At 70.9% G+C, this 25,970-nt stretch carries 23 protein-coding genes, 1 pseudogene and 1 riboswitch; of the genes and pseudogenes, 11 read left to right on the forward strand and 13 right to left on the reverse strand.

From position 1 onward, the window contains the following. Positions 1-12: 12 nt before the first annotated feature. Both manD and AB0I88_RS33500 read right to left on the reverse strand, forming a co-directional pair. Positions 13-1,221 (reverse strand): D-mannonate dehydratase ManD, encoded by a 1,209-nt coding sequence (gene manD / locus AB0I88_RS33495; protein WP_361033977.1) that lies wholly within the window; start codon positions 1,219-1,221, stop codon positions 13-15. After that, positions 1,218-1,352, reverse strand: coding sequence for a hypothetical protein (locus tag AB0I88_RS33500; protein WP_361033980.1), 135 nt, complete (start codon positions 1,350-1,352; stop codon positions 1,218-1,220). Before AB0I88_RS33500 ends, manD begins: the two co-directional genes overlap by 4 nt. 35 nt (positions 1,353-1,387) lie before the next feature. On the opposite strand from AB0I88_RS33500, the gene AB0I88_RS33505 reads away from it, so the two are divergent. Then, positions 1,388-1,873, forward strand: coding sequence for a SigE family RNA polymerase sigma factor (locus tag AB0I88_RS33505; protein ID WP_361033983.1), 486 nt, complete (start codon positions 1,388-1,390; stop codon positions 1,871-1,873). A 2-nt stretch (positions 1,874-1,875) separates the two neighbouring features. Beyond that, complete coding sequence (locus AB0I88_RS33510) at positions 1,876-3,057, forward strand: hypothetical protein (RefSeq protein WP_361033986.1); 1,182 nt, start codon at positions 1,876-1,878, stop codon at positions 3,055-3,057. A 1-nt stretch (position 3,058) separates the two neighbouring features. Here AB0I88_RS33510 and AB0I88_RS33515 read toward each other — a convergent pair whose 3' ends face one another. Continuing rightward, complete coding sequence (locus AB0I88_RS33515) at positions 3,059-4,027, reverse strand: 2-dehydropantoate 2-reductase (RefSeq protein ID WP_361033989.1); 969 nt, start codon at positions 4,025-4,027, stop codon at positions 3,059-3,061. 317 nt (positions 4,028-4,344) lie between these two features. Here AB0I88_RS33515 and AB0I88_RS33520 point away from each other — a divergent pair, with 317 nt between their 5' ends. Next, entirely contained in the window at positions 4,345-4,821 is a 477-nt protein-coding gene (locus AB0I88_RS33520) for a hypothetical protein (RefSeq protein ID WP_361033992.1), read from the forward strand. Here AB0I88_RS33520 and AB0I88_RS33525 read toward each other — a convergent pair. Continuing rightward, the gene (locus AB0I88_RS33525; RefSeq protein WP_361033994.1) at positions 4,812-5,201 is read right to left on the reverse strand and encodes a VOC family protein; all 390 of its coding nucleotides are present in this window, start codon (positions 5,199-5,201) and stop codon (positions 4,812-4,814) included. The two genes, AB0I88_RS33520 and AB0I88_RS33525, sit on opposite strands and share 10 nt — an antisense overlap. A gap of 33 nt (positions 5,202-5,234) precedes the next feature. Here AB0I88_RS33525 and AB0I88_RS33530 point away from each other — a divergent pair, with 33 nt between their 5' ends. The 3 genes from AB0I88_RS33530 (at position 5,235) to AB0I88_RS33540 (ending at position 9,085) form a co-directional block, all read left to right on the forward strand. Next, on the forward strand, positions 5,235-6,599 hold the full coding sequence (locus tag AB0I88_RS33530; RefSeq protein WP_361033997.1) for a CoA transferase: 1,365 nt from the start codon (positions 5,235-5,237) through the stop codon (positions 6,597-6,599). Positions 6,600-6,975: 376 nt separating this feature from the next. Next, positions 6,976-7,581 carry a TetR/AcrR family transcriptional regulator gene (locus AB0I88_RS33535; protein WP_361034000.1) on the forward strand — a complete coding sequence of 202 codons (606 nt, stop codon included), beginning with the start codon at positions 6,976-6,978 and terminating at the stop codon, positions 7,579-7,581. A gap of 145 nt (positions 7,582-7,726) precedes the next feature. Continuing rightward, positions 7,727-9,085, forward strand: a complete 1,359-nt coding sequence (locus AB0I88_RS33540; RefSeq protein ID WP_361034003.1) for a hypothetical protein — start codon at positions 7,727-7,729, stop codon at positions 9,083-9,085. A gap of 224 nt (positions 9,086-9,309) precedes the next feature. Here AB0I88_RS33540 and AB0I88_RS33545 read toward each other — a convergent pair whose 3' ends face one another. Continuing rightward, on the reverse strand, positions 9,310-10,128 hold the full coding sequence (locus AB0I88_RS33545) for a MerR family transcriptional regulator (protein WP_361034006.1): 819 nt from the start codon (positions 10,126-10,128) through the stop codon (positions 9,310-9,312). 49 nt (positions 10,129-10,177) lie between these two features. After that, positions 10,178-10,672: a GNAT family N-acetyltransferase gene (locus AB0I88_RS33550; protein ID WP_361034009.1), complete on the reverse strand. Its 495-nt coding sequence runs from the start codon at positions 10,670-10,672 to the stop codon at positions 10,178-10,180. Between the two features lie 228 nt (positions 10,673-10,900). Further along, positions 10,901-11,074, forward strand: a riboswitch (cyclic di-AMP (ydaO/yuaA leader). Between the two features lie 40 nt (positions 11,075-11,114). Between AB0I88_RS33550 and AB0I88_RS33555 the strand changes: the two genes are divergently transcribed. The 3 genes from AB0I88_RS33555 (at position 11,115) to AB0I88_RS33565 (ending at position 13,235) form a co-directional block, all read left to right on the forward strand. Further along, a complete protein-coding gene (locus AB0I88_RS33555) occupies positions 11,115-11,633 on the forward strand; it encodes a transglycosylase family protein (RefSeq protein WP_361034012.1) in 519 nt (172 codons plus the stop codon). A 131-nt stretch (positions 11,634-11,764) separates the two neighbouring features. After that, positions 11,765-12,082, forward strand: a complete 318-nt coding sequence (locus tag AB0I88_RS33560) for a hypothetical protein (RefSeq protein WP_361034015.1) — start codon at positions 11,765-11,767, stop codon at positions 12,080-12,082. Between the two features lie 10 nt (positions 12,083-12,092). Next, positions 12,093-13,235 carry a DUF6745 domain-containing protein gene (locus AB0I88_RS33565; protein WP_361034018.1) on the forward strand — a complete coding sequence of 381 codons (1,143 nt, stop codon included), beginning with the start codon at positions 12,093-12,095 and terminating at the stop codon, positions 13,233-13,235. A 555-nt stretch (positions 13,236-13,790) separates the two neighbouring features. Here the strand turns inward: AB0I88_RS33565 and AB0I88_RS33570 are convergent. The 6 genes from AB0I88_RS33570 to AB0I88_RS33595 form a co-directional block, all read right to left on the reverse strand. Further along, entirely contained in the window at positions 13,791-14,657 is an 867-nt protein-coding gene (locus tag AB0I88_RS33570; protein ID WP_361034020.1) for an STM4011 family radical SAM protein, read from the reverse strand. After that, positions 14,654-15,958: an STM4012 family radical SAM protein gene (locus AB0I88_RS33575; RefSeq protein ID WP_361034023.1), complete on the reverse strand. Its 1,305-nt coding sequence runs from the start codon at positions 15,956-15,958 to the stop codon at positions 14,654-14,656. The genes AB0I88_RS33570 and AB0I88_RS33575 overlap by 4 nt, the downstream gene beginning before the upstream one ends. Next, positions 15,955-16,752 carry an STM4013/SEN3800 family hydrolase gene (locus AB0I88_RS33580; protein WP_361034026.1) on the reverse strand — a complete coding sequence of 266 codons (798 nt, stop codon included), beginning with the start codon at positions 16,750-16,752 and terminating at the stop codon, positions 15,955-15,957. Before AB0I88_RS33580 ends, AB0I88_RS33575 begins: the two co-directional genes overlap by 4 nt. Beyond that, entirely contained in the window at positions 16,740-18,092 is a 1,353-nt protein-coding gene (locus AB0I88_RS33585; RefSeq protein WP_361034029.1) for an STM4014 family protein, read from the reverse strand. Before AB0I88_RS33585 ends, AB0I88_RS33580 begins: the two co-directional genes overlap by 13 nt. Next, positions 18,093-19,013, reverse strand: a complete 921-nt coding sequence (locus tag AB0I88_RS33590) for an STM4015 family protein (RefSeq protein WP_361034032.1) — start codon at positions 19,011-19,013, stop codon at positions 18,093-18,095. Positions 19,014-19,264: 251 nt separating this feature from the next. Next, complete coding sequence (locus AB0I88_RS33595; protein ID WP_361034035.1) at positions 19,265-21,178, reverse strand: ATP-binding protein; 1,914 nt, start codon at positions 21,176-21,178, stop codon at positions 19,265-19,267. A gap of 509 nt (positions 21,179-21,687) precedes the next feature. Between AB0I88_RS33595 and AB0I88_RS33600 the strand changes: the two genes are divergently transcribed. Together AB0I88_RS33600 and AB0I88_RS33605 are read left to right on the forward strand one after the other, a co-directional pair. Next, complete coding sequence (locus tag AB0I88_RS33600) at positions 21,688-23,580, forward strand: cellulase family glycosylhydrolase (protein ID WP_361034041.1); 1,893 nt, start codon at positions 21,688-21,690, stop codon at positions 23,578-23,580. Between the two features lie 84 nt (positions 23,581-23,664). Further along, entirely contained in the window at positions 23,665-25,281 is a 1,617-nt protein-coding gene (locus AB0I88_RS33605; protein ID WP_361034038.1) for an RICIN domain-containing protein, read from the forward strand. A 279-nt stretch (positions 25,282-25,560) separates the two neighbouring features. Here the strand turns inward: AB0I88_RS33605 and AB0I88_RS33610 are convergent. Then, positions 25,561-25,970 (reverse strand): annotated as a pseudogene (locus AB0I88_RS33610) (hypothetical protein); the annotation flags it as partial.

Consider the following 25,970-nt stretch of genomic DNA (forward strand, 5'->3'; position numbering starts at 1 on the left):
CCGCCGGCGTCCTCACCAACTGTGCATGGTGCCGTCCTCCAGGCGGTTCACCGGCAGGGACGCCGGCCGGTACGGGTACCGCGCGGCCAGTTCCTCGTCGATGTCGACGCCCAGTCCCGGCTCCTCGGACGGGTGCAGGTAGCCGCCCTCGAAGTGGTAGCCGTGCGGGAACACCGCGTCGGTGGCCTCGGTGTGGCGCATGTACTCCTGGAGGCCGAAGTTGGGGATGGCCAGGTCGAGGTGCAGGGCGGCGGCCATGCAGACGGGGGAGAGGTCGGTCGCGCCGTGCGACCCGCTGCGTACGTGATAGAGGCCGGCCAGGTCGAAGATGCGCCGCAGGTGGGTGATCCCGCCGGCGTGCACGACGGTCGCACGGATGTAGTCGATGAGCTGCTCGGTGATCAGTTGCTGACAGTCCCAGACGGAGCTGAACACCTCGCCGACCGCGATCGGGGTGGTGGTGTGCCGCCGGATGAGGCGGAAGCCCTCCTGCAGTTCGGCCGGGACCGGGTCCTCGATCCAGGTCAGGTGGTACGGCTCCAGGCTCTTGCCGAGCCGGGCCGCCTCGATCGGGGTGAGCCGGTGATGTACGTCGTGTAGCAGTCCGAGCGTGGGCCCGAACTCCTCGCGGACCCGGGCGAACACCTTCGGCACATGGTCGAGATAGTGGGCGGTGGACCAGACGTTCTCGGTGGGGAGCGCCGCGTCGGCGGGCTCGTAGAACATGCGGTCCTTGCCGACGCCGTAGGTGCTCTCCAGCCCGGGGATCCCAGTCTGGACCCGTACGGCGCGATAGCCGAGGGAGACGTAATCCGAGACCTCCGACAGAACGGACTCGATGTCGGCGGCGTTGGCGTGGCCGTAAACGGTCACGCCCTCCCGTGACCGGCCGCCGAGCAGCTGATAGACGGGCAGCCCGGCCACCTTGCCCTTGATGTCCCACAGGGCGGTGTCGACGGCCGCGATGGCGGTCATCGTCACCGGGCCGCGACGCCAGTAGGCGCCCTTGTACAGGTACTGCCAGATGTCCTCGATCCGGGCCGGGTCCCGCCCGATCAACTGCGGCACGACATGCTCGGTCAGATAGGCGGCAACGGCCAGCTCACGCCCGTTGAGCGTCGCGTCGCCGACCCCGTGCACCCCCTCGTCGGTGACGATCTTCAGCGTGACGAAGTTGCGGTCCGGGCAGGTCACGATGACCCTGGCGTCGGTGATCCTCAATCTGGGTCCTCCTTGACGCGGGCGGCCGGCTGGGTCGGATCGACGAAGCGGAACGCCACGGCGAGTGATGTCGAGATCATCCTGCTATAGACGACCGTCATCGCGCCGATCCGGAATCCTTCGGCAGCCACCCAACCATCCAGGGCGGCCCACGCGTTCCAATGGTGTGGACACCGACTTCGCCGCCTTCGTCGAGGCACGCCAGCACCGGCTGCTGCGCTCGGCGTACCTCGTCTGCGGCGACCACCACCTCGCCGAGGACCTGTTGCAGGGCGCTCTCGTCAAACTCGCCCTGCGGTGGAGCCGCGTCCGCGACGGCGACCCGGAGGCGTTCCTGCGGACGGTCATCTACCGCGACGCCGTCTCCTGGTGGCGCCGCCGCCGGCGCGAGGACCTCAGCGACGCACCGCCGGAGCGCTCCGAGCGCGGCGAGGACGTGCCCAGCCGGTTGCTCTTCGCGGCGGCGCTGCGCAGACTGCCGCCACGCCAGCGGGCCGTGCTGGTGCTGCGGTACTTCGACGACCTCACCGAGGCGCGCACCGCCGAGATCCTCGGCGTCACGGTCGGAACGGTGAAGAGCCAGGCCAGCGCGGGTCTGCGCAAACTCCGGGAGTTCGCGCCGGAGCTCGGCGAGATGGTCGGGAAGGGCTGACGATGGGAACGAACCGGCTCACCGAACTGCTCGAGGAGACCTCGTCCGGGGTCCCCGCGCCGTCGCTCGCCGCGACCGCCTGGGCCACCGCCCGCCGGGTCCGCCGCCGCCGTCGCCTGACCGCCGGAGTGGCCGCCTTCACCGCGGCCGTCGCGGTGGCCGTCCCGCTCGGCGGCGACGGGGACCGCAGGCCCGCGCCGCCGGCCGTGTCGCCGTCCGCGGTCGCCGTCGCGCCCGGCGTCGACGCCATGCCGGCCGACCCGGCGCGCGGAACCCTGCCGCCCTTCCCGGAGACGCTGACCATCCCGGCCGACGCACCGCGACTGTCCCGGCATCCGGTGGACCGGGCCGTCGCGGTCCTCCAGCGGACCGAGTCCACCGGGGATCTCGACGACGCCCCGCACGTGCTCGGCCTCGACGGTCGGTGGACCCGGATCGACGTGGGCGACCTCGGTCCCACCCGCGACGAGGACGGCAATCAGGCGTACGCGCTGCGCTCCACCTCGCTCTCCCCGGACGGGCGCCGGGTCGCCGTGCCCCAGCCGCAGGCCCTGGTCGTCATCGATCTGACCACCGGCAAGGCCCACCGCATCCCGGTGCCCGGCTACCAGGAGAAGGTCATGTGGTGGGGCGACGGGACCGTCCTGGTCGGCGCGAACGGGCCCGGCGTGGTCCGGGTCGACTGGCGCACCGGCACGGTCACTCCCGAACCTGCCGGGATCTCGGCGTGGAGCAGCGCCGGAAGCCGCGAGGTCACCTCCGGGGCGCTCGTCGAACTCGTCGCCTCCGAGGAGAAGCGGATGGCCCGCGGCTGGGTGCTCGGCGACCCGTCGCCGGCGTGGGAAGCGCCGATCGACGAGAGCGCCCTGCCCGGCGGCTACCGGATCAGCGAGTGGTACGGCCCCGCCGTGCCCGACGGCGCCGGCCGGGTGGCGGCGGCCGCCTGGGGCAGGAGGCCCGAGATGCTGACGGTCGTCAACGCGCGGACCGGTGTGGTGGAGCGGATCCTCGACCTCGGCCACGGGCGCACCAAGGGCTGCTGCGCGGTCCTCGAATGGATCGGCGGCGACCTGCTGCTGGCGAAGACCGACCGGGAGGGCCTGATCACCTGGAACGTGCGTACCGGGGTGGTCACCCAGGTCACCACCCCGGTCCAGGGTGTCCTGTCGGTCCGGATGCCGTGACCTACTTGTGGTTCACCCCGTGCATCAGCGCCAGGATCGCCCGGTTCAGCGGCACCGGCACACCCAGCCGCTCGCCCAGCCGGACCACCGCGCCGGTGATCAGCTCGTGCTCGGTGGCCCGCCCCGCCAGCCGGTCGTAGAGCATCGACGTGCCGTCGTCGGGGGCGAACCCCTCGTAGATCTCCAGCGTGTGCTCGACGTCGGCGTCGGACAGCGCGGCCCCGGCGGCCCGGCCCACCGCGATCGCCTCGCCGAGCAGCGCGCGGGTCAGCTCCCGGACCGCCGGCTCGTGCTGGATCACCGACATCCGCTTCATCGTCAGCGAGGTCACCGGGTTGGCCCCGACGTTGGTCAGCAGCTTGCGCCACGCCGCCGTGGGGAAGTCGGCCACCCGCTCCACATGCAGCCAGGATCCGTCCAGCAGCGCGGTGAACCGGTCCGCCGGATCGGTCTTCGACAGCTCGGCGACCGGTCCGGCCGGCTCCTCGCTGAACGTGGCCCGGGCCGTGTCCCCGGCCGTCCCGGGCGCGGCGGGCACCGTGATCCGGGCGCCCATGCGGTGCAGCACGTGGCCCGGCCCCAGGGACTCGGCCGCCACGTAGACCAGAGCCGGGAGCACCCGGGTGCCACCCGGCACCAGCGGGCCGATCCGCTCCGCGTGATCCACCCCGTTCTGCAGCACCACCACGGTCGTGTCCGGCCCCACGAGCGGCCCGAACCAGGCCGCCGCCCCGGCCGCGTCCTGCGCCTTCGTGGCGAGCAGCACCCAGTCCACCTCGGTCGCCTCGCCCGGGTCGACCAGCACCGGGACGTCCAGCTCGCGGACGCTGTCGGCCCGCTCGACGACCAGTCGCGGCGGACGCCGCCGCGCGCAGACGACGACATCGTGCCCAGCATCGACCGCCGCCGCCGCGACGACCGTGCCGACCGCTCCCGCGCCGATGACCGCGACCCTGGCCTTCGTGGACATGACAGCCTCCCGAGTAACTGAGAACGTTTTCTCAGTTCTCATCCTCCGGGAAGATTTTTTCGGCTCCGTTACAGCCGCGGAAAACCGGGGGCGGGTCACAACGCCTTCCCCGCGCGTCCCCCGGCCGGGTAGCGCGTGAGCAGGCACGTCGATCTTCGCGTGTCGAAGCACACAGCGGTGCGCGTCCGGCGCCATCGAGCCGCCCGGCCCGGGATAGGCTCACCTGCGGTACCTGCCGACACCCCCGGGCGTCGTTGAGCGGAGGGCAGATGGACACGTACGGGATTGAGCCCGCTGACATGGGCGCGGCTCCGTCGGTGGCACGATTGTTGCTGGAGCTTCGCGGCCGCACCAGCGTGGACGTGCGGCCCTCGGGCCGCTCCCTGCAGGTGCGACCCAAGGAGACGAACGCCATCGCGGTGCACATCCACCCCGGCGGCATCGACCTGGCCCTCGACCAGCAGCGGGCCAACGAGGTGGCGCTCGCCATCGACGGCGCCTACGTGAAGGACGACGAGCCGGTCACCTCGGTGCACGTCGAGGCGTATCTGATCGACGCCAACTACGACGCGCTGCTGGCCGCCGCAGTGGAGGCCGTCGAGCAGACCGCCGCCGGCCGCAAGGTGGCGACCCCGCGCACCCGGGCCGCCGCCACCGGTGGCGCGACCACCACCCGGGCCGCCGCGAAGCCGAAAGCCGTGAAACCGGCGCCCCGCCCCGAGCCGCCCCGCTGCCCCAAGTGCCGTCAGTACGAGCTGCTCGCCAGCGGCGAGTGCCCCTCCGGCTACTGCTGAGCCGGCGGCTGGAGCACACAGAACTCATTGCCGTCCGGGTCGGCCAGGACGTGCCACGTCCAGCCGTCCTCCTCGACCGGCTCCTCGGTGATCCGGCGCGCGCCCAGCGCCGTCACCCGCTTCACCTCGGCGTCCAGATCCGGCACCCGCAGATCCAGATGGAGCCGGTTCTTGACGGTGTGCGCCTCCGGAACCCGCTGCAACAGCAGCTCCAGCCCGTTGTCGTCGGCGGGCCGCAGCTGCCGGTAGGTGCCGTGCGTCCCGGCCGGCGGCGCCGGACAGCCGAGCACCCCGCCCCAGAACGCGGCAGCCCGGTCCAGGTCGGCGCAGTCCAGCACCAGCGCCAGTTCCACGTCCGGTCGTCCCCCGAAACCCGTCATGCCCGTCACGCTACCGGTTGGCATGATGGCGGGGTGGAGCAGCGACACCAGAACCCGGCCCGCCCCGCCGACCCCGGCGCCTGCCTCACCGGCGTGCTGGAAACCCTCGGCCTGCCCGCGCACGCCGCCCCGCACGTGACCGGCGGCCCGGTGTTCGCCTCGCCGCTCGCCGTCGGCGACTGCGCGGTCGCCTCGGTGGCCGCCTGCCTCGCCGCCGCCGGGGAACTGTCGGCCGCCCGCACCGGCCGCCGGCCGCACATCGCCCTGGACACCGGGCACGTGGCGGCCGTGATGCGCAGCGAGGCGCATCTGCGCGACGCCGCCGGCAACGGCATCGGCGGGTTCGCGCCCCTGTCCCGCCTGTGGCCGGCCGCCGACGGGTGGGTGCGCACCCACGCCAACTACCCGTGGCACCGGGCCGCGCTGCTGACCGCGCTCGGCGTGCCGGACGACCCGGGACCGGCGATCGCCGCCCTCCCGGCCGCCGAGGTGGAACGCCGGGTCTACGCCGCCGGCGGCCTCGCGGTGGCCGCCCGAACCGCCCAGCAGTGGCGCACCGAACATCCGTCCAGCCCGCCGCTGGTGTCGATCGCCCCCGTCGCCGCCGGCGCCGCCCCGGTGTCCTTTCCGCCGGGTCCGCTGCCCGCCTCCGGGGTGCGGGTCCTCGATCTGACCCGGGTGATCGCCGGACCGGCCGGCACCCGGATGCTGGCCGCCCTCGGCGCCGACGTTCTGCGCGTCGACGACCCGAACCGTCCAGAACTACCGATGCACGCCGTCGACGGCGTCATCGGCAAGGCCAGCACCGAGATCGACGCCACCACCGTCGAGGGCGCGCGGCTGCTGCACAGCCTGGTCGACCACGCCGACGTGGTGGTCACCGGCTACCGCCCGGGCGCGCTGCGCAAGCTGGGCCTCGAACCGGACCAGATCGCCGAACGCCACCCCGGCACGATCGTCGCCACCCTCTGCGCCTGGGGAGACACCGGCCCGCGGGCGGGCCGCCGCGGCTTCGACAGCCTGGTCCAGATCGCCACCGGCATCGGCTGGGCGACCAGCCCCGACGGCATCCGTCCCGGCACGCTCCCGTGCCAGATGCTCGACCACGCCACCGGCTATCTGCTCGCCGCCGGCACGCTCACCGCCCTCGCCGCGCGGGCCCGCGGTGGCCCCGCCGCACACGTCTCCGTCTCGCTCGCCGCGACCGCGGCCTGGCTTCTGGATCAACCCCACCCTTCCGGTACGGACGACGCGCCCCCGAACACCGAGGAGTACCGGATCCCGCTCGGCGACGGCTGGACCGGCATCAGCCCACCGGGCCTCCTGGACGGCCACCCCCTGAGCTGGCCCGACCTGCCACCCCGCTACGGCCTGGCGCCCGCCATGTTTCCCCACTGACCATCACACGACCGTGGTCGACGGTCCGCTCAGCGACCGGTCTTGTACGGCCGGCCGTCAGCACCCTGTCGGCCGGCCGTGAGGCGGCGCTCACGGCCGGCCGAGGGTTCCAGCCGGCTGCTGGTGCTGTTCCGGCGGGCGTGCGCGGCGCTCACGGCCGGCCGGAGTTCCTGCTGGTTGTTGGTGCTGTTCCGGCGGGTGTGAGGCGGCGCGCACGGCCGGCCGGAGGCCGTGTTCGGGTGACCCCCCACTCGCGCCGTAGGGCGCGTTGCGGCCTTGCGTGGCAGTGGCCTCGCGGGGCTCGGCGGGACGGTGGCGTCGCGTTTGTGGGAGGTGTGCCCGTACCGGGAACGGGTTCGGTCTTTAGGATTTCGGCATGTCGGCGGCGGATGCTCGGGAGCGGCCACGCCGCGGGGACGCGCGATTGCGGCGTGCGGCGCTGCTGGCCGCGGTGGGTGAGTTGCTGGCCGAGCGCGGGCCGGGATTCTCGCTGGCGGAGGCGGCCGGGCTGGCCGGGGTCTCGACGGCGACCGCCTACCGGAACTTCTCCGATACGGCGAGCGCGGTCGACGCGTTCTTCGCCGAGTTGATCGCGGATCTGCTGGAGGCCTTCGACCGTCTGCCGGAGGCCACGGATCCGCTGGACGGCGTGCGCGCGGTCTGCCGGGAATGGGTGGCGCAGGCGTCGCGATGGGGTGCGGCGGCTGTGCACATTCGGTCACCGCGGGGTGTGCTGGCGCGGCGTGGGGCCGAGGACTCGTTCGTCGGCGGACTGTACGAACGGCTCGCCCGGCTGGTGGAGGCGGCCATCGAGTCGGGCGGTGTGCCGCGGCAGGACGTGCGGTTCGCGGTGCTGATGTGGGTGACGATCTTCGATGAGCGGGTGGTCGTGGACCTGACCCGGACACTCGGCTGGAGCGCCGAGGAGGCTGCCGAACATCTCACCGGGGCATTGCTCAGAGTGCTGGGTGGCGTGGGCTGACCCACGCCCCGTCGCGTCGGGCGTCGGCCCGGGAACAGCCGGGCACCGCGTCTTTCGGATGGTTCTTGGACAGGTGCGTTGACTTTGCCGCTGCTGAGGAATCCGCTGGAGGCTCTCAGAAAATCAACGGCGGCCGGAGGCTCTCATGTCTTTGGAACTGGATCGCAGGCTCGCGGATGTCGGCACCCGATTCCGGATCTTTCCGCAACCCCGATTCCTTCAGAAAGCGGACGGATCGGGGCCGCTCTTCCCGGAGCCCGAGCCGGTGGTCGTCTCGGTCGAACCGTCCGTCATGCGGCCCGGACCGGGCGACGACCGGATGTTCGTGATCGACGCCATCGGCAAACTGCCCTACAACAATTTCTTCCGGCCACCGTTCCGGGGTGACGCGCGCCCCCCGATTCAGCCCAACGGCGACGGGCATTTCGATCACCTGGATCCGGCGAGCCGGGAATTCTCGGCGGCGACGATGTACGCGACCGTGCGCCGGGTCCTGGACATCTGGGAGGACTATTTCGGGCACACCATTCATTGGCATTTCGAGTCCGATTTCGATCGGCTGGAACTGATTCCGTTGATCGAGTGGAACAATGCGCAGTCGGGGTACGGGTTCCTCGAATTCGGGTTCGGCCGGTCACCGAACGGGACGATCGACCACACCCGGCCGTTCTGTGAGAATTTCGACGTGCTCGCCCACGAGCTGGGGCACAGCATCATCTTCGCCGAGGTCGGTGTGCCGGCCAGCCCGTTCGACGAGGGCATCGACTACGGCGGCATGCACGAGTCGGCCGGTGACCTGGTGGCGATCGTGGCGTCACTGCACTTCCACTCGCTCGTCGATCACCTGCTCGAGGCGACGAAGGGCAACCTGCTCACCATCAACGGCCTGGACCGGGTGGGGGAGCTGTCGGACAGCCGGGAGATCCGGGTCGCCTTCAACGGCATGCGGATGTCGGACATCGGCGACGAGCCGCACGACCGTTCGCTGCCGCTGACCGGCGCGATCTTCGACACCATGGTCGAGGTGTTCCAGCACGACCTGGTCGCCAAGAAGCTGATCAACGACGACCTGCGGATCCGGTCGACGAACCTGCCCGGCACGGCACAGGACCTCGACGAGATCCAGGCCGAGTTCACGGCCGCCTACACCGGCAACGAGGGCGCGTTCAAGGACTCGCTGTTGCGGGCCCGTGACTACCTGGGCCGGCTGCTGGCCGTCACCTGGGGCAGCATCTCTCCCGACTTCCTGACCTACCACGGCATGCTCCGCGCCATCCTCGAAGCCGACCGGGAGATCACCGGTGGCGAGAACGCCCAGATCATCCGGGAGTGTTTCGCCTGGCGGGAGATCGCCCCGGTGCCCACGTCGATGCTGCTGCGCCCGCACACGCTGACGTCGTGCGGCTTCCAGGCGGTCGAGGGCCGGGCCACCTCCACGAGCCACCGTGACCGTCTCGTCCCCGCGCCGCGGACCAACGGCTCTGCGGTCACAGCTCGTCTTTGAGCCAGTGGCCCGGCTTGGAGGGCGTGGCCCGGCTTGGAGGGCGTGGCCCGGCTTCGCGGGCGTGGCCCGGCTTCGTGGGCGTGGCCGGATCGGGCGGGTGGGCCGGCCGTCACGCCGTGCCCCCGCGAGCCTGGTCCGGGAAGGGCAGCCGGGCCAAGCTATGGCCTATTGGGGCACCGACAGGGATCCGGGTCGTCATCGGCCTGGATCCCCGCGCCGTGGAATCAGAGACGGTCGATCGGGAACTGGACCTCGGTGAGCAGATCCTCCGGCGCGACGGTCTGCGGATCGTTGAGGTAGACCTCGCACGGCGGCCCGGACGGCTTACGGCCCTCGTCCTCGATCCACGCGAAGACCCCATGGTAGGCGGGGGAGATCTCCTGGTACGGCCCCCGGTGGACGGTGGTCGCCGCCGGCCCGCCCGGGACCTCACGGAAGACGACCGGGCCGTCCGGGAACCGGGTGCCCGCCGGGACCGGGATGCAGATCTCGATGTCGCCGGGGATCCGCTCGTCGATGACGTTGTGGTAGATGACGAACGGCGCTCCGGTGGGCGAGGCGCCGGCCGTGCCGATGGCGCTGACCAGGGTGCCGAAGCCGCGGGCCATGTCGGCGCCGATCGCGGTGAGACTGGTGTGCAGGCGCAGGGCCGCCACCGCACGGGTGTCGATCTGTTTGGCCGTCACCTGGTATGGCATGGTAAATCCTCCTTGATCGATGAGTCGTTCGAGGAACCGCAGCATGCGCTCCTGCTCGTCGAGCCGGGCCCGTAGCCGTTCCCGGTGATCCTGCAGGCGCTTGCCGATGATCTCCGGGTCCTTGGACGACAGCAGATCGTGGATCTCCCCGATCGGCATGTCGATCTGGCGCAGTACCCGGATCGCCTCGGCCTGGCCGGCCTGCGCTCGCCGGTAGTAGCGGTAGCCGGACGACGGGTCGACCCAGGCCGGGGTCAGCAGGCCCTGCTCGTCGTAGAAGCGCAGCGCCTTGATCGACAGCCGGCTCATCAGGGAAAAGCGCCCGATCGGGATCAGATCGTCCATGTGGTTCCTCCGTTCCTCACCGAGGATCGAGTCTCCCCTGACAGGAGAGTCAAGCGCCGCGGTACTCCCGGATGACGTCGTCGCCGTCGCGGCCGGTCTCGGCGAAACCGGCCTTGGCGGCGACCGCGGCCGACCCGGCGTTGGCCGGATGGTGGCGGATCGCCACCCGCTCGATGCCGGGCAGGGTCAGGGCCACACGGGTGATCACCCGAACGGCGGCGGTTGTGTGGCCGCGGCCGGCGTACGGCGTACGAATCCAGTAGCCGACCTCCAGGATGTCCGGCCCCATCCGGGTCATCAGGCCGATCGATCCGATCAGCTCCCCGACCGTCGTGAAGATCGCGTAGTTGAAGTCGTCGCCGTCGAAGTTCCGGGCGATGAAGTCGCGAGCCTGTTCGATGCCGTAGTCCTCGTTCGCGAACGGCAGCCAAGGCCTCAACTCGGGCAACGACTCCTGGACGGCGACCGCCAGTTCCGCGGCCCACTCCGGCTCCCAGCGTTTGAGAACGAGGTCCCCGGCATTGATCATCTCGGGTGGTTCCATGATCTCGATTCTGCCCCGGGCCGGAGATGGCGCGCCCGCCGGCAGGGGTCCTGATGTGGGACGAAAAGCCGCTCTAAACAGGAATAACCCCCGTGCCGGTTATTCCTGGGCGAAAACAAGATCAAATCGGGCGAATACTGAGAAGAACGTCACTATCCCCGGCGTGAGACTTGGCATTCATCCATTCACCGTGGTTACCGTCGGGCCGTCCCGCGTACGGCGGGCACTGTGGACGGACCGCCGAATCCTGCCACCGTTCACAGACACGAATCGACGGCAGGAGCGGGGGACCCACGATTTCCGGCGCGCCGTGCGCGCCTCGGGGTGAAGCCGTGTGTGAAACGGCCGGGCCACTCTGCCCGAACCCGACAGCTCACCTCGTAGGCGTGGAGGAAAATCCATGTCTCGGATCGGTAGACGAACGCGCCTTGCCCTCGGTCTGGTGACCGCCGGTGTGACCGGAGCCGGCCTTCTGCTCGCCCCGGCGACCCCGGCCCAGGCGGCCCGCCAGGTCAACTGGGACGTTCTCGCCAAGTGCGAGTCCGGCGGCAGGTGGCACATCAACACCGGAAACGGGTATTACGGCGGCCTGCAGTTCAGCCGCAGCACGTGGAAGGCGAACGGCGGCGGCAAGTACGCGCCGACCGCCGACAAGGCCAGCAAGGCCGAACAGATCGCGATCGCCGAGAAGCTCTACCGGAAGCGCGGCCTGAGCCCATGGCCCACCTGCGGAAAGAAGCCCGGCGTCTACAAGAAGACCAGCACGAGGAAGCCCGCCGCCAAGAAGCCCGCAGTCAAGAAGCCGAGCGGCAAGATCTACGTGGTCCGCTCCGGCGACACGCTCGCCTCGATCGCCCGCAAATTCAAGATCAAGGGCGGTTGGCGTACGCTCTACGCCCTCAACAAGGACCGCATCCCCAGCCCCGGCCTCATCTTCACCGGCCAGCGGATCCGCCTCTGATTTCACGGTGCCCCGGTGGCACGGGACGCCCGTGAGACGCCCCGTGCCACCGGGAACCCGGCTCGCCGAAAAGTGTCGTACCCCCTCGGTAGCGTCCTTCGCGACAGAGAAAGTGCTGCTGAGGAGGCCCGATGTATCGTCAGGGCGATGTGCTGATCATCCCGGTGCCGGAGGGCGACGTGCCGGCCTGTGCGCCGGTGCCACGTGACCGGCGCGGGCGGATGGTGCTGGCCCGCGGCGAGGCGACCGGTCACGCGCATGTGGTCGGTGGGCCGGGTCTCCAGCTGCTGGCCGACCTCGACGACCCGGAGCGGATGTTCCTCGAGGTCCCGGCGCACGGCCGGGTCACCCACGAGGAGCACGGCCCGATCCCGCTCCCGGCCGGGTGCTACCGGGTGGTGCGCCAGCGGGAGTACATTCCGGGCGCTTTCCGGCCGGTCGCGGACTGAGGGGGCGGCGGTGCGACTGACCCACGCGCAGGAATCGATGGCCGCGGCCATCGAGGACCAGTGGCTGGCAACGGCGACGGAGACCGGCCCGGCCGACCGGGCGGCGGCCGAGGAGGGCGTCAGGGAGGCCTACCGTCTCGCCGGCGCCCCGCCACCCGAGCGGATCCACTGGTTCGGCTCGCCGCGTTCCGGGGCGGCCGCCGCGGCGCTGCTGTCCGGCCGCGCCGAGCCGGGCCCCGAGTCGCCACCGTGGTTCGCCGAGGCGCACGCAGGCCTCCGCCGGCAGGGCTGGGCGCCGGGGGAGAGCGCCGGCCGGCCGGTGCGCGGCCGGGTGCGGACAGCGCCGTGGGCAGCGGCCCGGAAAGCGGCTCTCGCCGCGCTCGGCGCGGATGGATGGGCCCAGCTCAGCGCCGCGGCCGGGCGCAGATCCTGGCCGCTGGTGATGGACATGGTCGCGGGGCGGCTGCGGTCCCGGTTGAGTGAGGACCTCGCCGCCGATCTGCCGGGCGCCGGTCCGGTGGTGCTCGACGCCGTCTACGGGCAGCACGACGGGCCCTGGCTGAGCACGTTCGAGGCCGCGGCACGGTTGTGCCCCGAGGCCGGCCTGAGCGCGGGGCTCGCCGGCCTGGCTCGGGTGGCACGGCACAGCGGCTGGTGGTGGGCCTTCGAGCGGGTCGCCGTGCTGACCCAACGTCCCGTCACCCTGGCCCGGGACAACGTGGGCCGGATGCACCGTGGCGAGGGCCCGGCCATGGAGTTCGCCGACGGCTACGGTCTGTGGGCTTGGCGCGGCATGCCGATCCCCTCCGCCCTGGCGGCCGAGCTGCCGTCGCTGACCGTCGACCGGGTCCGCCGGGAGACGAACGCCGAGATCCGCCGCGTGATGCTGGAGCACTTCGGCTACGAGCGTTACCTGCGTGAGGCCGGCGCCCGCCGGATGAGCGCCGACGAGACCGGCACACTGTGGTGGCTCGACCTTCCCGGCGACGAACCCTTGGCGATGGTCGAGGTGATCAATTCCACCCCTGAGCCCGACGGCACCAGCCGCGTCTACTGGCTGCGCGTCCCACCCCGGACCCGCTCGGCTCGCGAGGGCGTGGCGTGGACGTTCGGCCTGACCGAGAACGAGTACCAGCCCTTGATCCAGACCTGACCGCAACAGCGTTCCTCAGCCGGGGAGCGACCGAAGCAGCCGAGGATTCGGCGGGCGTCTCGCCCCCGCAGCGCCGGGTGATTTGAAGAAATGGTTCCGGCCCCAGTAGTCGAACCTCTTCTGGCTCCACCTGGTGCGGGTGGTCCAACGGTGTGGCGGGTTCCCTCGGCTGGGTGACTTGCTGGCGCATCGATCGACGAGGCCGAGAACCGGCGCCACATCCACGTCGCGAAACACCAGCGTCGGGTTCGGCTTCGCCGAGGAGGCGCCGCTGCCGGCGCCGCTGCTGTCCGACGACTTCGAGTGCGAAATCACGCTGACGCCGAAGGTCCGCCGCGACTCACGCATCGTGGTGCGCCAGAGATACGGGCACGAGTGCGCCACCGACTCGGTCACCGTAGGTGGCGGGCGATGCCGGCCGGGCTGTTGAGGCCGCGTGGAGCGAGAACCGTCGGAGGCGGACTGGTGCCGGCGGGCGAGGCTGTCACGCGGGCGAGGCTGTCACGCGGGCGAGGCTGTCACGCGGGCGAGGCGGTGCCGGCGTCGGTCGAGGGGTCAGGACAGGGGCCACACCGCGGGGATGCGTTCGAGCAGGCCGTCGGCGTAGACATCACGTAGGCGCAGGGGTTTGAGGTGCACGTAGCCGATATGGCAGTCGCACAGCGAGTTGGTGCACGGGCGTGGCCGTAGGGCCGCACGCCACGAGCCGTCGTAGAGGTTGCCGATCGGCTCCTGGATGAAGTGGCAGCGGCGTACCGTGCCGTCGCCGAGCACCGAGATGGCCGTCTCACCGGCGTGGCAGGGCAGGCCCAGCGACGCGTGCGGCCGGACGCTGTCGCCGAAACGGGGGTCGAGGGCGGTCCACCGGCGTTCCTCCTCGGCGGTGTAGACGTGGGCGTCGGCGGCATTGACCCACAGGTACACCGTGGGCGGCAGCGCCGAGCGCAGCGCCGTCGCCTCGTCGTAGTGGGCGGGGAGGCCGACGACGCCGACCGAGTAGCGGATGCCGAGGTCGCCGAGTTCGGCGCAGCGGGTCAGGAACCGGTCCCGGGTCACCTCACCCGGGTGATAGGTGGCCCACAGCGCGACGGCCCGGCGGTCGGCCCCGGCCAGCCAGCCGGTGCGGGCCGCCAGGTTGGTCTGGATCGCGACCCGGGCCACGTGCGGCAGGTGGGACAGGCGCACCATGGCGTCGCGGTACCAGGAGCGGGAGAGTCCCTCGCCCCACGGGGTGAACAGCACCGACAGCCGCCGGTCGGTGGTGGACTCCACCCAGCCGGTGAAGCGTTCCAAGGCGGCACGGTCGGCACGCAGCAGACCGGGCGGGTCCACCCGCTTGGCGAACGGGCAGTAGGGGCAGTCGTAGTTGCAGCTCGCGAGCGGCCCACGATAGAGCACGTAAAGGTCGTCGTGGCCGGTCACCGGAGGACGTAACCCCGCATCGCCTCGCGGACTCCGCTGGAGACCAGCCACGGGCCGATGGCGTCGGACCAGGCCAGGCCCTCATCGGTGAGGCGGGTCCGGGCCGGGTTCAGCCAGCCACGGTCCACCAGCTCGGCCAGCCGGGGAAAGTCGGCGGTGTGGGCGGTGCCGAACCGGGTGACATAGGCGGCCGAGTCCATCCCCTCGGCCCGCAGCAGCGCCTTGAGCAGCCAGCGCCGCCGCTGTTCGAGGGCGTCCAGGTGGAAGCCGATCTCCGCGTACCGGAAGTCGGTTCGGGGCCGGGAGAGATAGTCGTCGAGAACCGCGCGGACCCCGGGGACGGCGACCGCGTAGTCGAACGAATAGTGCAGTTCCGTCGTGTAGGAGCGGGCGCCGCAGCCCAGCCCGACCATGCCGTCGTCCTGGCAGCAGTAGTCGGGGCCGTCCGGCTCGGGCGCGCCGGCCCGGCGGAACTGGCGCATCGAATGCCGCACGTAACCGGCGGCCGTGAGCACGCCGACCGCCTGCCGGTACAGCTCCTGGCGCTGCCGGTCCCAGTCGGCGCGGGCGTGGGCGCGCCGGCCCAGGCCGGTCAGCGGGCGCACGTAGAGCGGATACAGGTACAGCTCCTCGGGCCGCCAGCGCAGCGCCTCGTCGAGCGAATGCTGCCAGGTGGCCGGGGTCTGCCCGTCGATGCCGTAGATCAGGTCGATGTTGAGCACCGGGATCCGCGCTTCCCGGATCGCCGACAGCGCGGCCTGAACCTCGCCGAGTCGCTGTGGCCGGCCGGCGGCACGGGCCTCCGCGTCGAGGAAACTCTGCACGCCGATGCTGATCCGGGTCGCCCCGTGGCCGGCGAGCACCGCCAGCCGGTCGGGTGTCGCGGTCGCCGGGGACGTCTCCACCGACAGCGGGACCGCGGCCGTGCCGAAGACGCCGCCGAGGATGTCGAACAGTTCGGACAGCTCGGGCGCGGTCAGATAGGTGGGGGTGCCACCACCGATCGCCAGCCGGGAGAAGACGGCGCCGGGGGAGAGACTGTCGCGGACCTCGGACGCCTGCCAGCGCAACTGTGCGAGGTAGGCGGTCACCTGCTCGTCCGGTGGGTTGGCGCGGGTGAACAGGTTGCAGAACCCGCACCGCATCTCACAGAACGGCAGATGAACGTACCCGAAAAGGGAGTCCTGCCGCTCGCCCGCCCACACGTCGCTCAACAGCGGGCGCGGGTCGAGTCTCCGGTAGGCGGTCTTGTGCGGGTACGCATACAGATATCCCTGGTAGGGCGATGCGTCGAGGCTCATGAAGGCTCCAGAACGAACTCGGCGAACGGCACGGTCCACACCGTCTCGTGCGCGACCCGGTGACCGACGTGACCGTCCTCGCCGTAGAGGGTGCCGTGATCCGAGCAGATGATCACCAGGCAGGGCCGTCCGCGCCCACCGGCCAGCGCGAACAGTCTGCCGAGCCGCCCGTCCACATACTCCAGAGCGGCCGCGTGGGTCTCCACCGAGTCCGCCGTCGCGCCGGGGACGTAGTGCCGGTTGGGCTGATGCATCGCCGCAACGTTGAGGAACGTGAACAGCGGCCGCTCCCGGGGCAGCCCGGCCACGATCGACTCCAGCCGGTCCAGCTGGGCGCCGAGGCAGTCGGGCGCGGTCACCCCGAACGCCTTCTCCCAATGCGACTCGGCGAACAGGCCCGGCAGCACCCGGCCCAGCGGCGCGGCCGGGTTGAAGAAACCCACCCCGCCCAGGCAGACCGTGTGATATCCGGCGGCGGCCAGCCCGGCCGGCAGATCGGGGGCGTCGAACACGAACGTCCGTGGGCCGCTCGTCTCGCTGCCGCCGAACCGGGCCGCGAACAGCCGCTCGTGCGGCCCCGGCGCCACCGGCGTGGGAAGGAAACCGGCGAAGAACGCGTGATGCGCCGCGTACGTGAAAGTCGCCGGACTGTGCCGCCGCTCCCACACGCCGCCGGGCAGCACCTTCGCCAGCCGTGGGGTGCGCCCGTCGGCCAGGCACCGCTGCGCCACGTCGAACCGCAGCGTGTCCAGCGTGACGAACAGCAGATCATGACTGCCGATCAGCTCGCGCACGCCGCGCCCGCCCACGAGGGGATGGCGGCCACCTGCGCGCCATACGTGTCCAGACCGTCCACGAGCACGCCGGGCAGCAGGTCGCCGAACGCGTTCACCTCGGCCACCGCATGGTCCCGCCAACCGACCCGGAACATCAGATCAACACCGGCCTGCAGGGTACGGGGAAAGCACGCCGCCACTCGCTCGCACGTCTCCATGGCGGCGCTCCAGGACCGCTCCCCGGCGGCCGCGCGCACCGCCTCGACGTCGCCGCGGGCGTTGCCGAGGTGCAGGTTCGTCATCGGTGACCGGCTGGTCCGGACCACCACGTGCCGTGGCCGGCCGGCGATCGTGACGACCCGCAGGTCGACGACCCGGTCACCGAGGGACGCCTTCGGGAACCACTGCTCGACGTGCAGCCCGTCCGGCGCCAGCCGGTCGATGATCGTGCGGATGGCGGACTCGTCGTCGTAACGGCGCACCCGCAGGTTGTTGAAGAGGGACCCGCCGCTCAGCTCGACCGAGGTGATCGCGGTGACCCGCCGCCCGGCGGTGGCGAGGGCCACCACTCCGGAGGCTGACGAGCCGTGGGCGGGCTTCACGAACACCCGGCTCCACCCGGCCGCCCGCATCGCCGCCCGCAGCGACCCGTAGCCGTCGAATCCCCCGGCCGGGAAAGGGCTCCGGTCGGCCGCCGAACTGGCCGAGGTGGGGAGAGCGCGCAGCGGCGAGGACACCGAGGAGAGGGAGGAAGACGTCACAGAAGAGGCCGACGAGGTGGGCCAGGAAGGCGCTGCGTAAGAAGGCGAGGCCGACGAGGTGGAACCGGCGGGCGCCGCGGGGGAGAAGGTGGCGCTGGAGGGCGAAGCAGGAAAGGCCGGCGAGGCGGGGGAGAAGGTGGCGCCGGAGGGCGAAGCGGGAGCGGGAGGCGCCACGCTGGAAGGCGTGAGCGCCGGCGGCACCGGCACCCCGGCCGACGACAGCAGGGCATGGCACCGGCGCTTGTCGGTCATGGTCAGGATGTCCGCGGGCAGGCTGAGCGGCAGCCCGCCGCCCGCGGTGATCCGGTCGAGGGCGGCCCGCAGGCCGGCGAAGGCCGCCGCCGTCCCGAGGATCTCGCCGTGCCGGGCCGTCGTCTGCGGGTGGCCGCTGCCGAGGGAGCGCAGCAGCCGGTCCACCTCGGCGTCCTCGCCGGGCGAGTCGATGCGCACCAGCTCGCCGGGGCCGGGGCCGTGGCCGGAGAGCAGCAGGTCACGCCACGGATAGACGGCCGGCGAGGGAAGCCCGGACCGCCGTGCGGCGGCGGTGAACAGGGTGACCCGGCGGTTGGCCGGGTTGCCGACGACGGCGAGCCGCATCTACTCCGCCACGGCGGTGTAGCGGCCCCAGCGCTCCTCGCTCTGCGGGTCGGAGACGTCGACCGTGACGCCGGGCAGGTCGTCGACGAGGCGCTGGGCCATCTCCGGCGTCATGAAATGGTGGTGCAGCGACAGTGACTCCAGATGGGTGAGCGGCTGCCCGGCCAGCAGGCTCGCCGCGCCCGTGTCGCCGAGGACCCCGAGGGACAGGTCGAGGCTGGTGAGACGTGAGACCACCGGCGCGGCGGCGACCGCGGCGGCCAGCTCCTCGGCGATCTCCGCGTTGCGCAGGCCCAGGTGGGTGAGGGCGGGCAGCGTGCGGCCGGACAGGACCGGCTCGAGATCGTCGGCCCCGGCGTCGCCGCCGTAGGCGGCCACCCCGAGCCACAGCTCCAGGTGGGTGAGGTGGGGCAGGTCGCAGGCGCCGACCGCACGGACCACCGAGGCGGGCAGGCCGCCGGACTGGATGACCAGCTCACGCAGACCCTCGTGGCGCAGCGGGGTCAGATCGAGGCCTTCGGCGCCGCGCACCCACAGCCGCTCCAGCGCGGGGAAGGCGGTCAGCAGCGGGGTGATGTCGCCCTGCCGGATCCAGGAGACCTCGCACTGCTCGGAGCTCATCTCGCCGAGGAACAACGCGCGCAGACCGGTGAGCCGCGACGCGTTGCCGACCAGCAGCTCGATCGGCGCGGTGGTCTCGTAGGCGGACCCCCACTCGCCGACGATGAGCGCGGTGGGGCCGGCGGGGCCGCTGCGCTCCAGCATCTTCTCGAAGGCGGCGGCGAACTCCTCCTCGGAGGCCTCGAAATCCTCCATGTCGATGCGCCACGCCACGGCGGCGGGATCGGCCGGATCGGGCCCGCCGCCGAAATCTACAACGGGCAGACCCGCGAACGTCGTCAGGAAGTGATTGATGGTCACGGCGCAGACCGTAGCAGCGGCCACCGACATTTTTCCGAAAGCCTCGAACCCGGTTACCGGAAGATCAAATACCGTCAGTGGAAGCGCTCCCGGCTCCGTACCGGTGCTACGCCGCGCTCGGGTGGGCGGCGCTGGGCGTCGCGGTGATCCTGCTGGATGGGGAGGCGCCTGGTCGGCGGGCCCGGCTGGGGGCATCCGCGCCGACGGCGAGGGCGGAGCCGGCCCCGTGGCCTCCACCCCACGGCGCCGGTTCAGTCGCCGTCACCGTCTCCGTCGCCGTTGGTTCGAGGCGCGGTGGCGACGGCGTCCAGGTCGGCGAGGACAGCTCCGACCTTGGTGAGCAACTGTTCGGCCGTGAACGGCTTTTCGATGAAGTCGATCCCCGCGTCGAGGATCTGGGCGGGGCCGAGGAGCCCGTCGGAGTAGCCCGACATGAACAACACCGGCAGGCGACGCCCATGCCGGTGCTGCAGTCTTTCGACGAGTTGGCGGCCGGACATCTCCGGCATGATCACGTCGGTGAGCAACAGGTCGCAGCCATGCTCGGCGTCAAGAGCGAGTGCCTTCTCGCCGCTGTCCGCCACCAGCGTCCGGTAGCCGCTGCTCCGCAGGATTCGGCTGACGGATTCGCCGAGCAGGACCTCGTCCTCAACGATCAATACTGTACGCCCGGCGCTGTCCGGCAACGTCAGGGCTGGTCCCGCTGCGGTGGCCTGGGTGGCCACCTTGCTGGTCGCTATCGGGAAGTAGACCCGGAAGGTCGTGCCGATTCCTGGTTCGGTGTAAATGTTGATACTGCCACCGGATTCGGTGACGATGCCGTAAACGGTGGCAAGCCCCATTCCGGTGCCATGCCCCTTGGGCTTCGTCGTGTAGAACGGCTCGAACACTCGGGCTGCGACATCGGGGGGCATCCCGGTTCCGGTGTCGCTGACCAGGAGCCGTGCGTACCGTCCACCCGCCGGCGGGGGATGCAGGTCCGCGTGATCGCGATCCAAGGTGGCTTCCGCCGCTTCGACCACGAGGGTGCCGCCGTCCGGCATCGCGTCCCGTGCATTGACGGCGAGGTTCAACAGGACCTGCTGGATCTGCCCGGCGTCAGCGTGAATGATCAACGGTTGGGGTGCCGGTCTGACGACCAGGCGGATGTTCTCGCCTATGGTCCGGCCCAGCATCGCCTGCACTTCGGCGATGCAGCTGTTCATGTCGAGGTTTTCCAGCCGCACCGTGTCCTGACGGGTGAACATCAGCAATTGCCGGGTCAGATCGACGGCACGTTGTCCCGCCAGCCGGGCTTTGTTCAGATCACTGGAAGCGTCCGGGGCCAAGGTTGCCACCCTCGGGTCGGCGACCGCTTCCTCGGCGAAAGTGATGAAAGTCAACATGATGCCGAGCAGGTTGTTGAAATCGTGGGCGACGCCGCCGGCCAGCTGACCGAGCGAGGCCATTCGCTGGGCCTGATGAGCTTGTTCCTCGGCGCGTCGGACCGCGCTGATGTCGCGTGTCACCGCGGACACCCCCGCGACGGCGCCATGTTCATCCCGTACCGGCGATATGACGATCGAGACGTCTTTCGTGGTCCCGTCCCGGTGAGCGCGAACCGACTCGAACCGGATGCTGCCCTCACCGAGGGCGATCCGGCCCATGATCTCCCCGGCGCTCGGGCCGGGCGCACCCTCGGGAACGGTAAGCGCGTCGAACGCCTGGACCGAGGACCCGACCACCTCGTCGGCGGGATAGCCGTACAGGCGTTCGGCCCCTGTGTTGTACGCGAGTATCCGGCCGTCCAGGTCGGCTGCGACGATCGCGTCGTCTGAATGAGCGACGACAGCGGCGAGCATGCGCCATTGGCTGTCCGCAACTTCTCCGGCGCGTTCCACGGCCCGTACCTGCACCGCGATGAGGTAACTCAACACCGTCACCGCCACGCCTGTGATGTTGTAGAAGATGTGTGTCTCGGAACCCCAAATCCGGTTGGGATGCCAAACCATTGCGTTGAGCACAACGCCGGTGTATGCGCTGACCGCCAATACCGCTTTCGGGCGGCCTGTCCCCGCGACGATTGCGGGCCCCGCCACGAGGTTGCCCAGAATGATGACCCCACGGCCGGCGAACCAGTCGACCATGGCGAGCACGGTGACGGTCAGGAAGGCAAGAATGATCATGATGGCTCGATAGTTTGCGCCTCCATGTCCGGAAACCGGAGGGCTACGCCACATGGTTGGCCTTCTTCCCGGATATCAATCGCGCGGCATCTTTCACCGTAGGCACGACCAGTCCGATCCGTCCCGGAATTCGCGAATGACCGCAGCCCACCGAGTCTGCCGGCGGCTGACCCGGCACCTCCGTTCCCATCAGGCGACGAGCGGCCCTGTGCGGTCAGCGACGCGACCCGAAGGCCGGCCGGCGTGTCGGCGGCGCCGGCTGGGACCGTCGGCGATTCATGGTCCGTGCCGACGGGGCGAGCGCGCAGGGACTCAGAGGCCGGGGCCTCTTCTCCTGACTTCGGTGTTCATTGATGGCTGAGGGTTGTGTTTTGTGTCCAGGAGATTACAGGATGTCGTGGGAGCGCTCCCGCGCACCCGTCCCCGATCCCCCATGAAGGAGTTCCAGCGTGTTCGACAGGCAAGCAAGGAGACGCGTGGCCGCCGCAGCAGCCGGACTTGCCCTGGCGCTGACCGGCGGCGTCACCGCGCCAGCCGTGGCCGCGCCCGGGGTGGCAGCGGCCGAGCCGGCATCCGACTGGCTCCACGTGCAGGGCAACCAGATCGTCGACGAAGCCGGAGATCCGGTCTGGCTCACCGGCGCGAACTGGTTCGGATTCAACGCTTCCGAACGGGTCTTCCACGGCCTGTGGTCGGCCAACATCACCCAGGTCACCGAGTCGATGGCCGACCGCGGCATCAACCTGGTCCGGGTTCCGATCTCCACCCAGCTGCTGCTGGAGTGGAAGAACGGGCAGGCCGCCGCGCCGAACGTGAACACCTACGCCAACCCCGAGCTGACCGGCATGGACAGCCTGGAGATCTTCGAGTTCTGGCTGGACCTGTGCGAGAGGTACGGCATCAAGGTCCTCCTCGACGTGCACTCCGCCGAGGCTGACAACTCCGGGCACATCCACCCGGTCTGGTACAAGGGCTCGATCACCCCGGAGCTGTACTACCAGGCCTGGGAGTGGGCGGCCACCCGCTGGAAGACCAACGACACGGTCGTCGCCTTCGACCTGAAGAACGAGCCGCACGGCACCCCGAACGACACCGCCCGCGCCAAGTGGGACAACTCGACCGACGTCGACAACTGGAAGAACACCGCCGAGACCGCCGCCAAGCGGATCCTGGCCATCAACCCGAAAGTGCTGATCCTGGTCGAGGGCAACGAGGTCTACCCGCGCGAGGGCGAGACCTGGAACTCGCCGAACACCGACCCCGACCTGTCGCCGAACTACTACTACAACTGGTGGGGCGGCAACCTGCGCGGAGTCAAGGACCACCCGATCAATCTCGGTCAGCACCAGGACCAGTTGGTCTACTCGCCGCACGACTACGGGCCGCTCGTCTTCAATCAGCCGTGGTTCGACAAGCCGTTCGACAAGGCCAGCCTCACCGACGACGTGTGGCGTCCCAACTGGTTCTACCTGCACGAGAACGGCACCGCGCCGCTGCTGATCGGCGAGTGGGGCGGCCGTCTCGGCCAGGACGTGCGCCAGGACAAGTGGATGACCGCGCTGCGTGACCTGATCGCCGAGCACCGGCTGCACCAGACGTTCTGGGTGCTCAACCCCAACTCCGGCGACACCGGCGGTCTGCTGCTCGACGACTGGAAGACCTGGGACGAGCAGAAGTACGCGCTGCTCAAGCCGGCGCTGTGGCAGCACGACGGAAAGTTCGTCGGACTCGACCATCAGGTGCCGCTCGGCGGCGACGGCAGCACCACCGGGATCAGTCTCGGTCAGCGCTACGGCGACGGCGGCGAGGACGGCGACACCACCGCGCCGACCGCGCCGGGGCAGCCGGCCGCCGGTGAGGTGACCGCGAACAGCGTGGCCCTGACCTGGGCGGCGTCGACCGACAACGTGGGCGTGACGTCCTACGAGGTGCTGCGCAACGGGACCGTGGTGGCGACCGTGTCGGCCGCCTCGTACACGGCGACCGGATTGAGCGCGAACACGGCGTACACGTTCAGCGTCCGGGCCCGCGACGCGGCCGGTAACGTCTCCGCCGCCTCGGCCGGCCGCACCGTCACCACCGGCAGCGGTGGGGGAGGCGGCGGCGACCAGGGCTGCTCGGCCACGTTCAAGACCATCGGCTCGTGGACCGGTGGGTTCCAGGCCGAGGTCACGGTCAAGAACACCGGCACGACGGCCGGGGCCGCGTGGACGGTGAAGTGGACCTATCCGGCCGGGACCACGGTCGGCTCACTGTGGAACGGGGTGGTCGGCACGCCCGCGGTGACGGTTCGCAACGCGGCCCACAACGGTGCGCTGGCGCCCGCCGCGAGCACCACGTTCGGTTTCGTCGGCAACGGACCGGCCGCCACGCCGGCCGGGCTGAGCTGCACCCTCGGCTGACGCATCGACGAACTTGACTGCGATGGGGGCGGATGCGCATCCTGTGAGCGCTCACATTCCCCGATCTGAGCTAGGGATCCCCCAATGTCATCCCCGGTTCGGAGGCGGCGCTGGCGCGCCGCCCTCATCGCCCTCGTGGTCACGACGCTCGCCGGAGCGGGCGCGGCCCTCGGAATCCAGCAGGCCAGTGCCGCCACCGTCAACACGGCGGCCTGGTACGTCCTCGTCAACCGCAACAGCGGCAAGGCCATGGACGTCTACAACCTGGCCACCACCGCCGGCGCGGGCATCGCCCAGTTCACCCGCAACGACGGCAACCGGCAGCAGTGGCAGTTCACCGACGTCGGCAGTGGTTACTACAAGATCCGCAGCCGGCACAGCGGCCTGGTCCTGGAGTTGCCGAACGCCACCGACGGCACCCAGCTCGTCCAGAACACCGACAACGGCACCACCCGCCAGCAGTTCACCCTGAAGGACTCGGACAGCGGCCACGTCCGCCTCCTCAACCGGCACAGCGGCAAGGCCGTCGAGGTGTGGGAGCACTCCACCACCGACGGCGCCAAGATCGCCCAGTACGCCGACCTCGGCAACCCCAACCAGCAGTGGCAGATGGTCCAGGTCGGCACCGGCACCGGTGGCTCGGCCGGCTGCGGCAGCGGCGCCTTCCAGTCCGAGGTGACCGTCAACGGCAGCACCTGGACCGCCCGCAACAGCGCCGGAACCGCCGTCTACACCGGCACCGACTTCCGCGCCGCCGTGCAGGCCGGCATCGGCAGCCTCACCGCCGGGCGTACCTCGATGCAGCGGGTCGTGGTCCGCGGCAACGGCAGCATGACCGCCGGCAGCCGCATCTCCCTGGCGAGCTACACGTCGCTGTCGGTCTGCGGCACGATCAACGTGACCGGCTCGGGCAGCGGCGACTACGCCCCGGTCTACGCGCGCGGCGTCAGCAACATCGAGGTCCCGTACCTCAACGTGACCGGCGCGCCGATCTACGGCATCTTCCTGCGCAACGTCACCAACGTGTGGCTCGGGCAGATCGACATGCGCCTCAGCGGCGGCCTCGGCGTGCGCATCGACAACCGCGGCGACACCAGCCAGTGGACCCGCAACGTGCGCGTCGACAACGTCTACGTCTCCGGCGCCCGCTCGCACGCGGTCGAGACCTACGGCGTCGACGGCATCACCATCGGCACGGTCACGGCCCGCAGCGTCGGCGAGTCCGGCCTGCTGCTCAACCAGACGATCAACGCGACGGTCGGCACGGTCGACGCCGACAACGCCGGAACCGGCACCGGGTACGCCGCCTTCCGGATGGCCAACCGCAACGGCCGCATCGGCGACGCCTACCCCAACAACATCAAGGTCGGCACGGTCAAGGCGCGCGGCGGCGGCCGGGGCGTGTTCTGCGTCTCGGAGAGCGGCGGCGCCACCATCGACCGCGTCGACATCGCCAACACCGGCAACAACTCGATCCTGCTCGAGAACTGCTACAACACCACCATCGCCGGCGTCTCCGGCACGGTCAGCGGCGGCGGCGAGATCCGCATCGCCAACCGCACCGAATTCGCCCCCTCGTCGGGCATCCGCCTGCAGAACCTCACGGTGTCCAACACCGGCATCACCTGGAGCCCCTGCACCGGCAGCAACAACACCATCAGCAACGTCACCAGGACGAACTCCACGCTGACCTGGTGCTGAAACCCCCGGTGGTCCCTCCGGCGGCACCTCTTCCGCTTCCTTTTCCGGTACGCGGAACAGGTGCCGCCGCGCCGAAGACCGCGACCCGCTGCCGGGTCGGGCCCGCGTCGCGCCCGCCGGGCTGAGCCGCCCACTCACCCTCCAGCCGGCGCGTACCGCGAGCCCTCCAGCGGGCGCGTACCGCGAGGAACCCCGACGAACATCAGCGCGGCCGACCGCAGCACGTCGGGCACCGGGGCCGCCCGCGGAATGCCGTTGACCGGCTCACCAGGATCCGGCTCATACGCACAGGTCGATCCGGCCCGGCATCCGCGACTGCCTGGCCCGGTGCGTGATCGGCTCGGCCGTGATGTCAGCGCCACCGTCCGGGTGGCGATCTTCGGACGGCAGGGCCCCCCCGGGGCGCTGCGCGCGGAGATCGCCCGGGAGCTTCGGCCGTCTAGCCCTTCCGCCGGCCGTGATGTCAGCGCCACCGTCCGGGTGGCGATCTTCGGACGGCAGGACACCCCCGGGGCGCTGCGCGCGGAGATCGCCCGGGAGCTTCGGCCGTTCAGCCCCTCCGGCGGCGTGCGAGAACCAGCGTGTTGAGTTCGTCACGACGTCGGGAACCCGCGGGCCGGCGCCCGAGGTGTAGCCGAGTTCGACGCGGCCGGGAAGCTGGGCGGCCGTCTCGCGGATGCCGGCCACCC

Origin of the sequence: Actinoplanes sp. NPDC049802, assembly GCF_040656595.1 — a bacterium.
Lineage (GTDB): Bacteria > Actinomycetota > Actinomycetes > Mycobacteriales > Micromonosporaceae > Actinoplanes.

What these genes read in the sequence shown, in the direction of transcription:
- AB0I88_RS33510 (WP_361033986.1), top strand. Translation starts at nt 1,876, where the DNA reads ATGGGAACGAACCGGCTCACCGAACTGCTCGAGGAGACCTCGTCCGGG.
- AB0I88_RS33515 (WP_361033989.1), bottom strand. Translation starts at nt 4,027, where the DNA reads ATGTCCACGAAGGCCAGGGTCGCGGTCATCGGCGCGGGAGCGGTCGGC.
- AB0I88_RS33525 (WP_361033994.1), bottom strand. Translation starts at nt 5,201, where the DNA reads ATGACGGGTTTCGGGGGACGACCGGACGTGGAACTGGCGCTGGTGCTG.
- AB0I88_RS33535 (WP_361034000.1), top strand. Translation starts at nt 6,976, where the DNA reads ATGTCGGCGGCGGATGCTCGGGAGCGGCCACGCCGCGGGGACGCGCGA.
- AB0I88_RS33540 (WP_361034003.1), top strand. Translation starts at nt 7,727, where the DNA reads ATGTCTTTGGAACTGGATCGCAGGCTCGCGGATGTCGGCACCCGATTC.
- AB0I88_RS33545 (WP_361034006.1), bottom strand. Translation starts at nt 10,128, where the DNA reads ATGGACGATCTGATCCCGATCGGGCGCTTTTCCCTGATGAGCCGGCTG.
- AB0I88_RS33550 (WP_361034009.1), bottom strand. Translation starts at nt 10,672, where the DNA reads ATGGAACCACCCGAGATGATCAATGCCGGGGACCTCGTTCTCAAACGC.
- AB0I88_RS33560 (WP_361034015.1), top strand. Translation starts at nt 11,765, where the DNA reads ATGTATCGTCAGGGCGATGTGCTGATCATCCCGGTGCCGGAGGGCGAC.
- AB0I88_RS33575 (WP_361034023.1), bottom strand. Translation starts at nt 15,958, where the DNA reads ATGAGCCTCGACGCATCGCCCTACCAGGGATATCTGTATGCGTACCCG.
- AB0I88_RS33585 (WP_361034029.1), bottom strand. Translation starts at nt 18,092, where the DNA reads ATGCGGCTCGCCGTCGTCGGCAACCCGGCCAACCGCCGGGTCACCCTG.
- AB0I88_RS33595 (WP_361034035.1), bottom strand. Translation starts at nt 21,178, where the DNA reads ATGATCATTCTTGCCTTCCTGACCGTCACCGTGCTCGCCATGGTCGAC.
- AB0I88_RS33605 (WP_361034038.1), top strand. Translation starts at nt 23,665, where the DNA reads ATGTCATCCCCGGTTCGGAGGCGGCGCTGGCGCGCCGCCCTCATCGCC.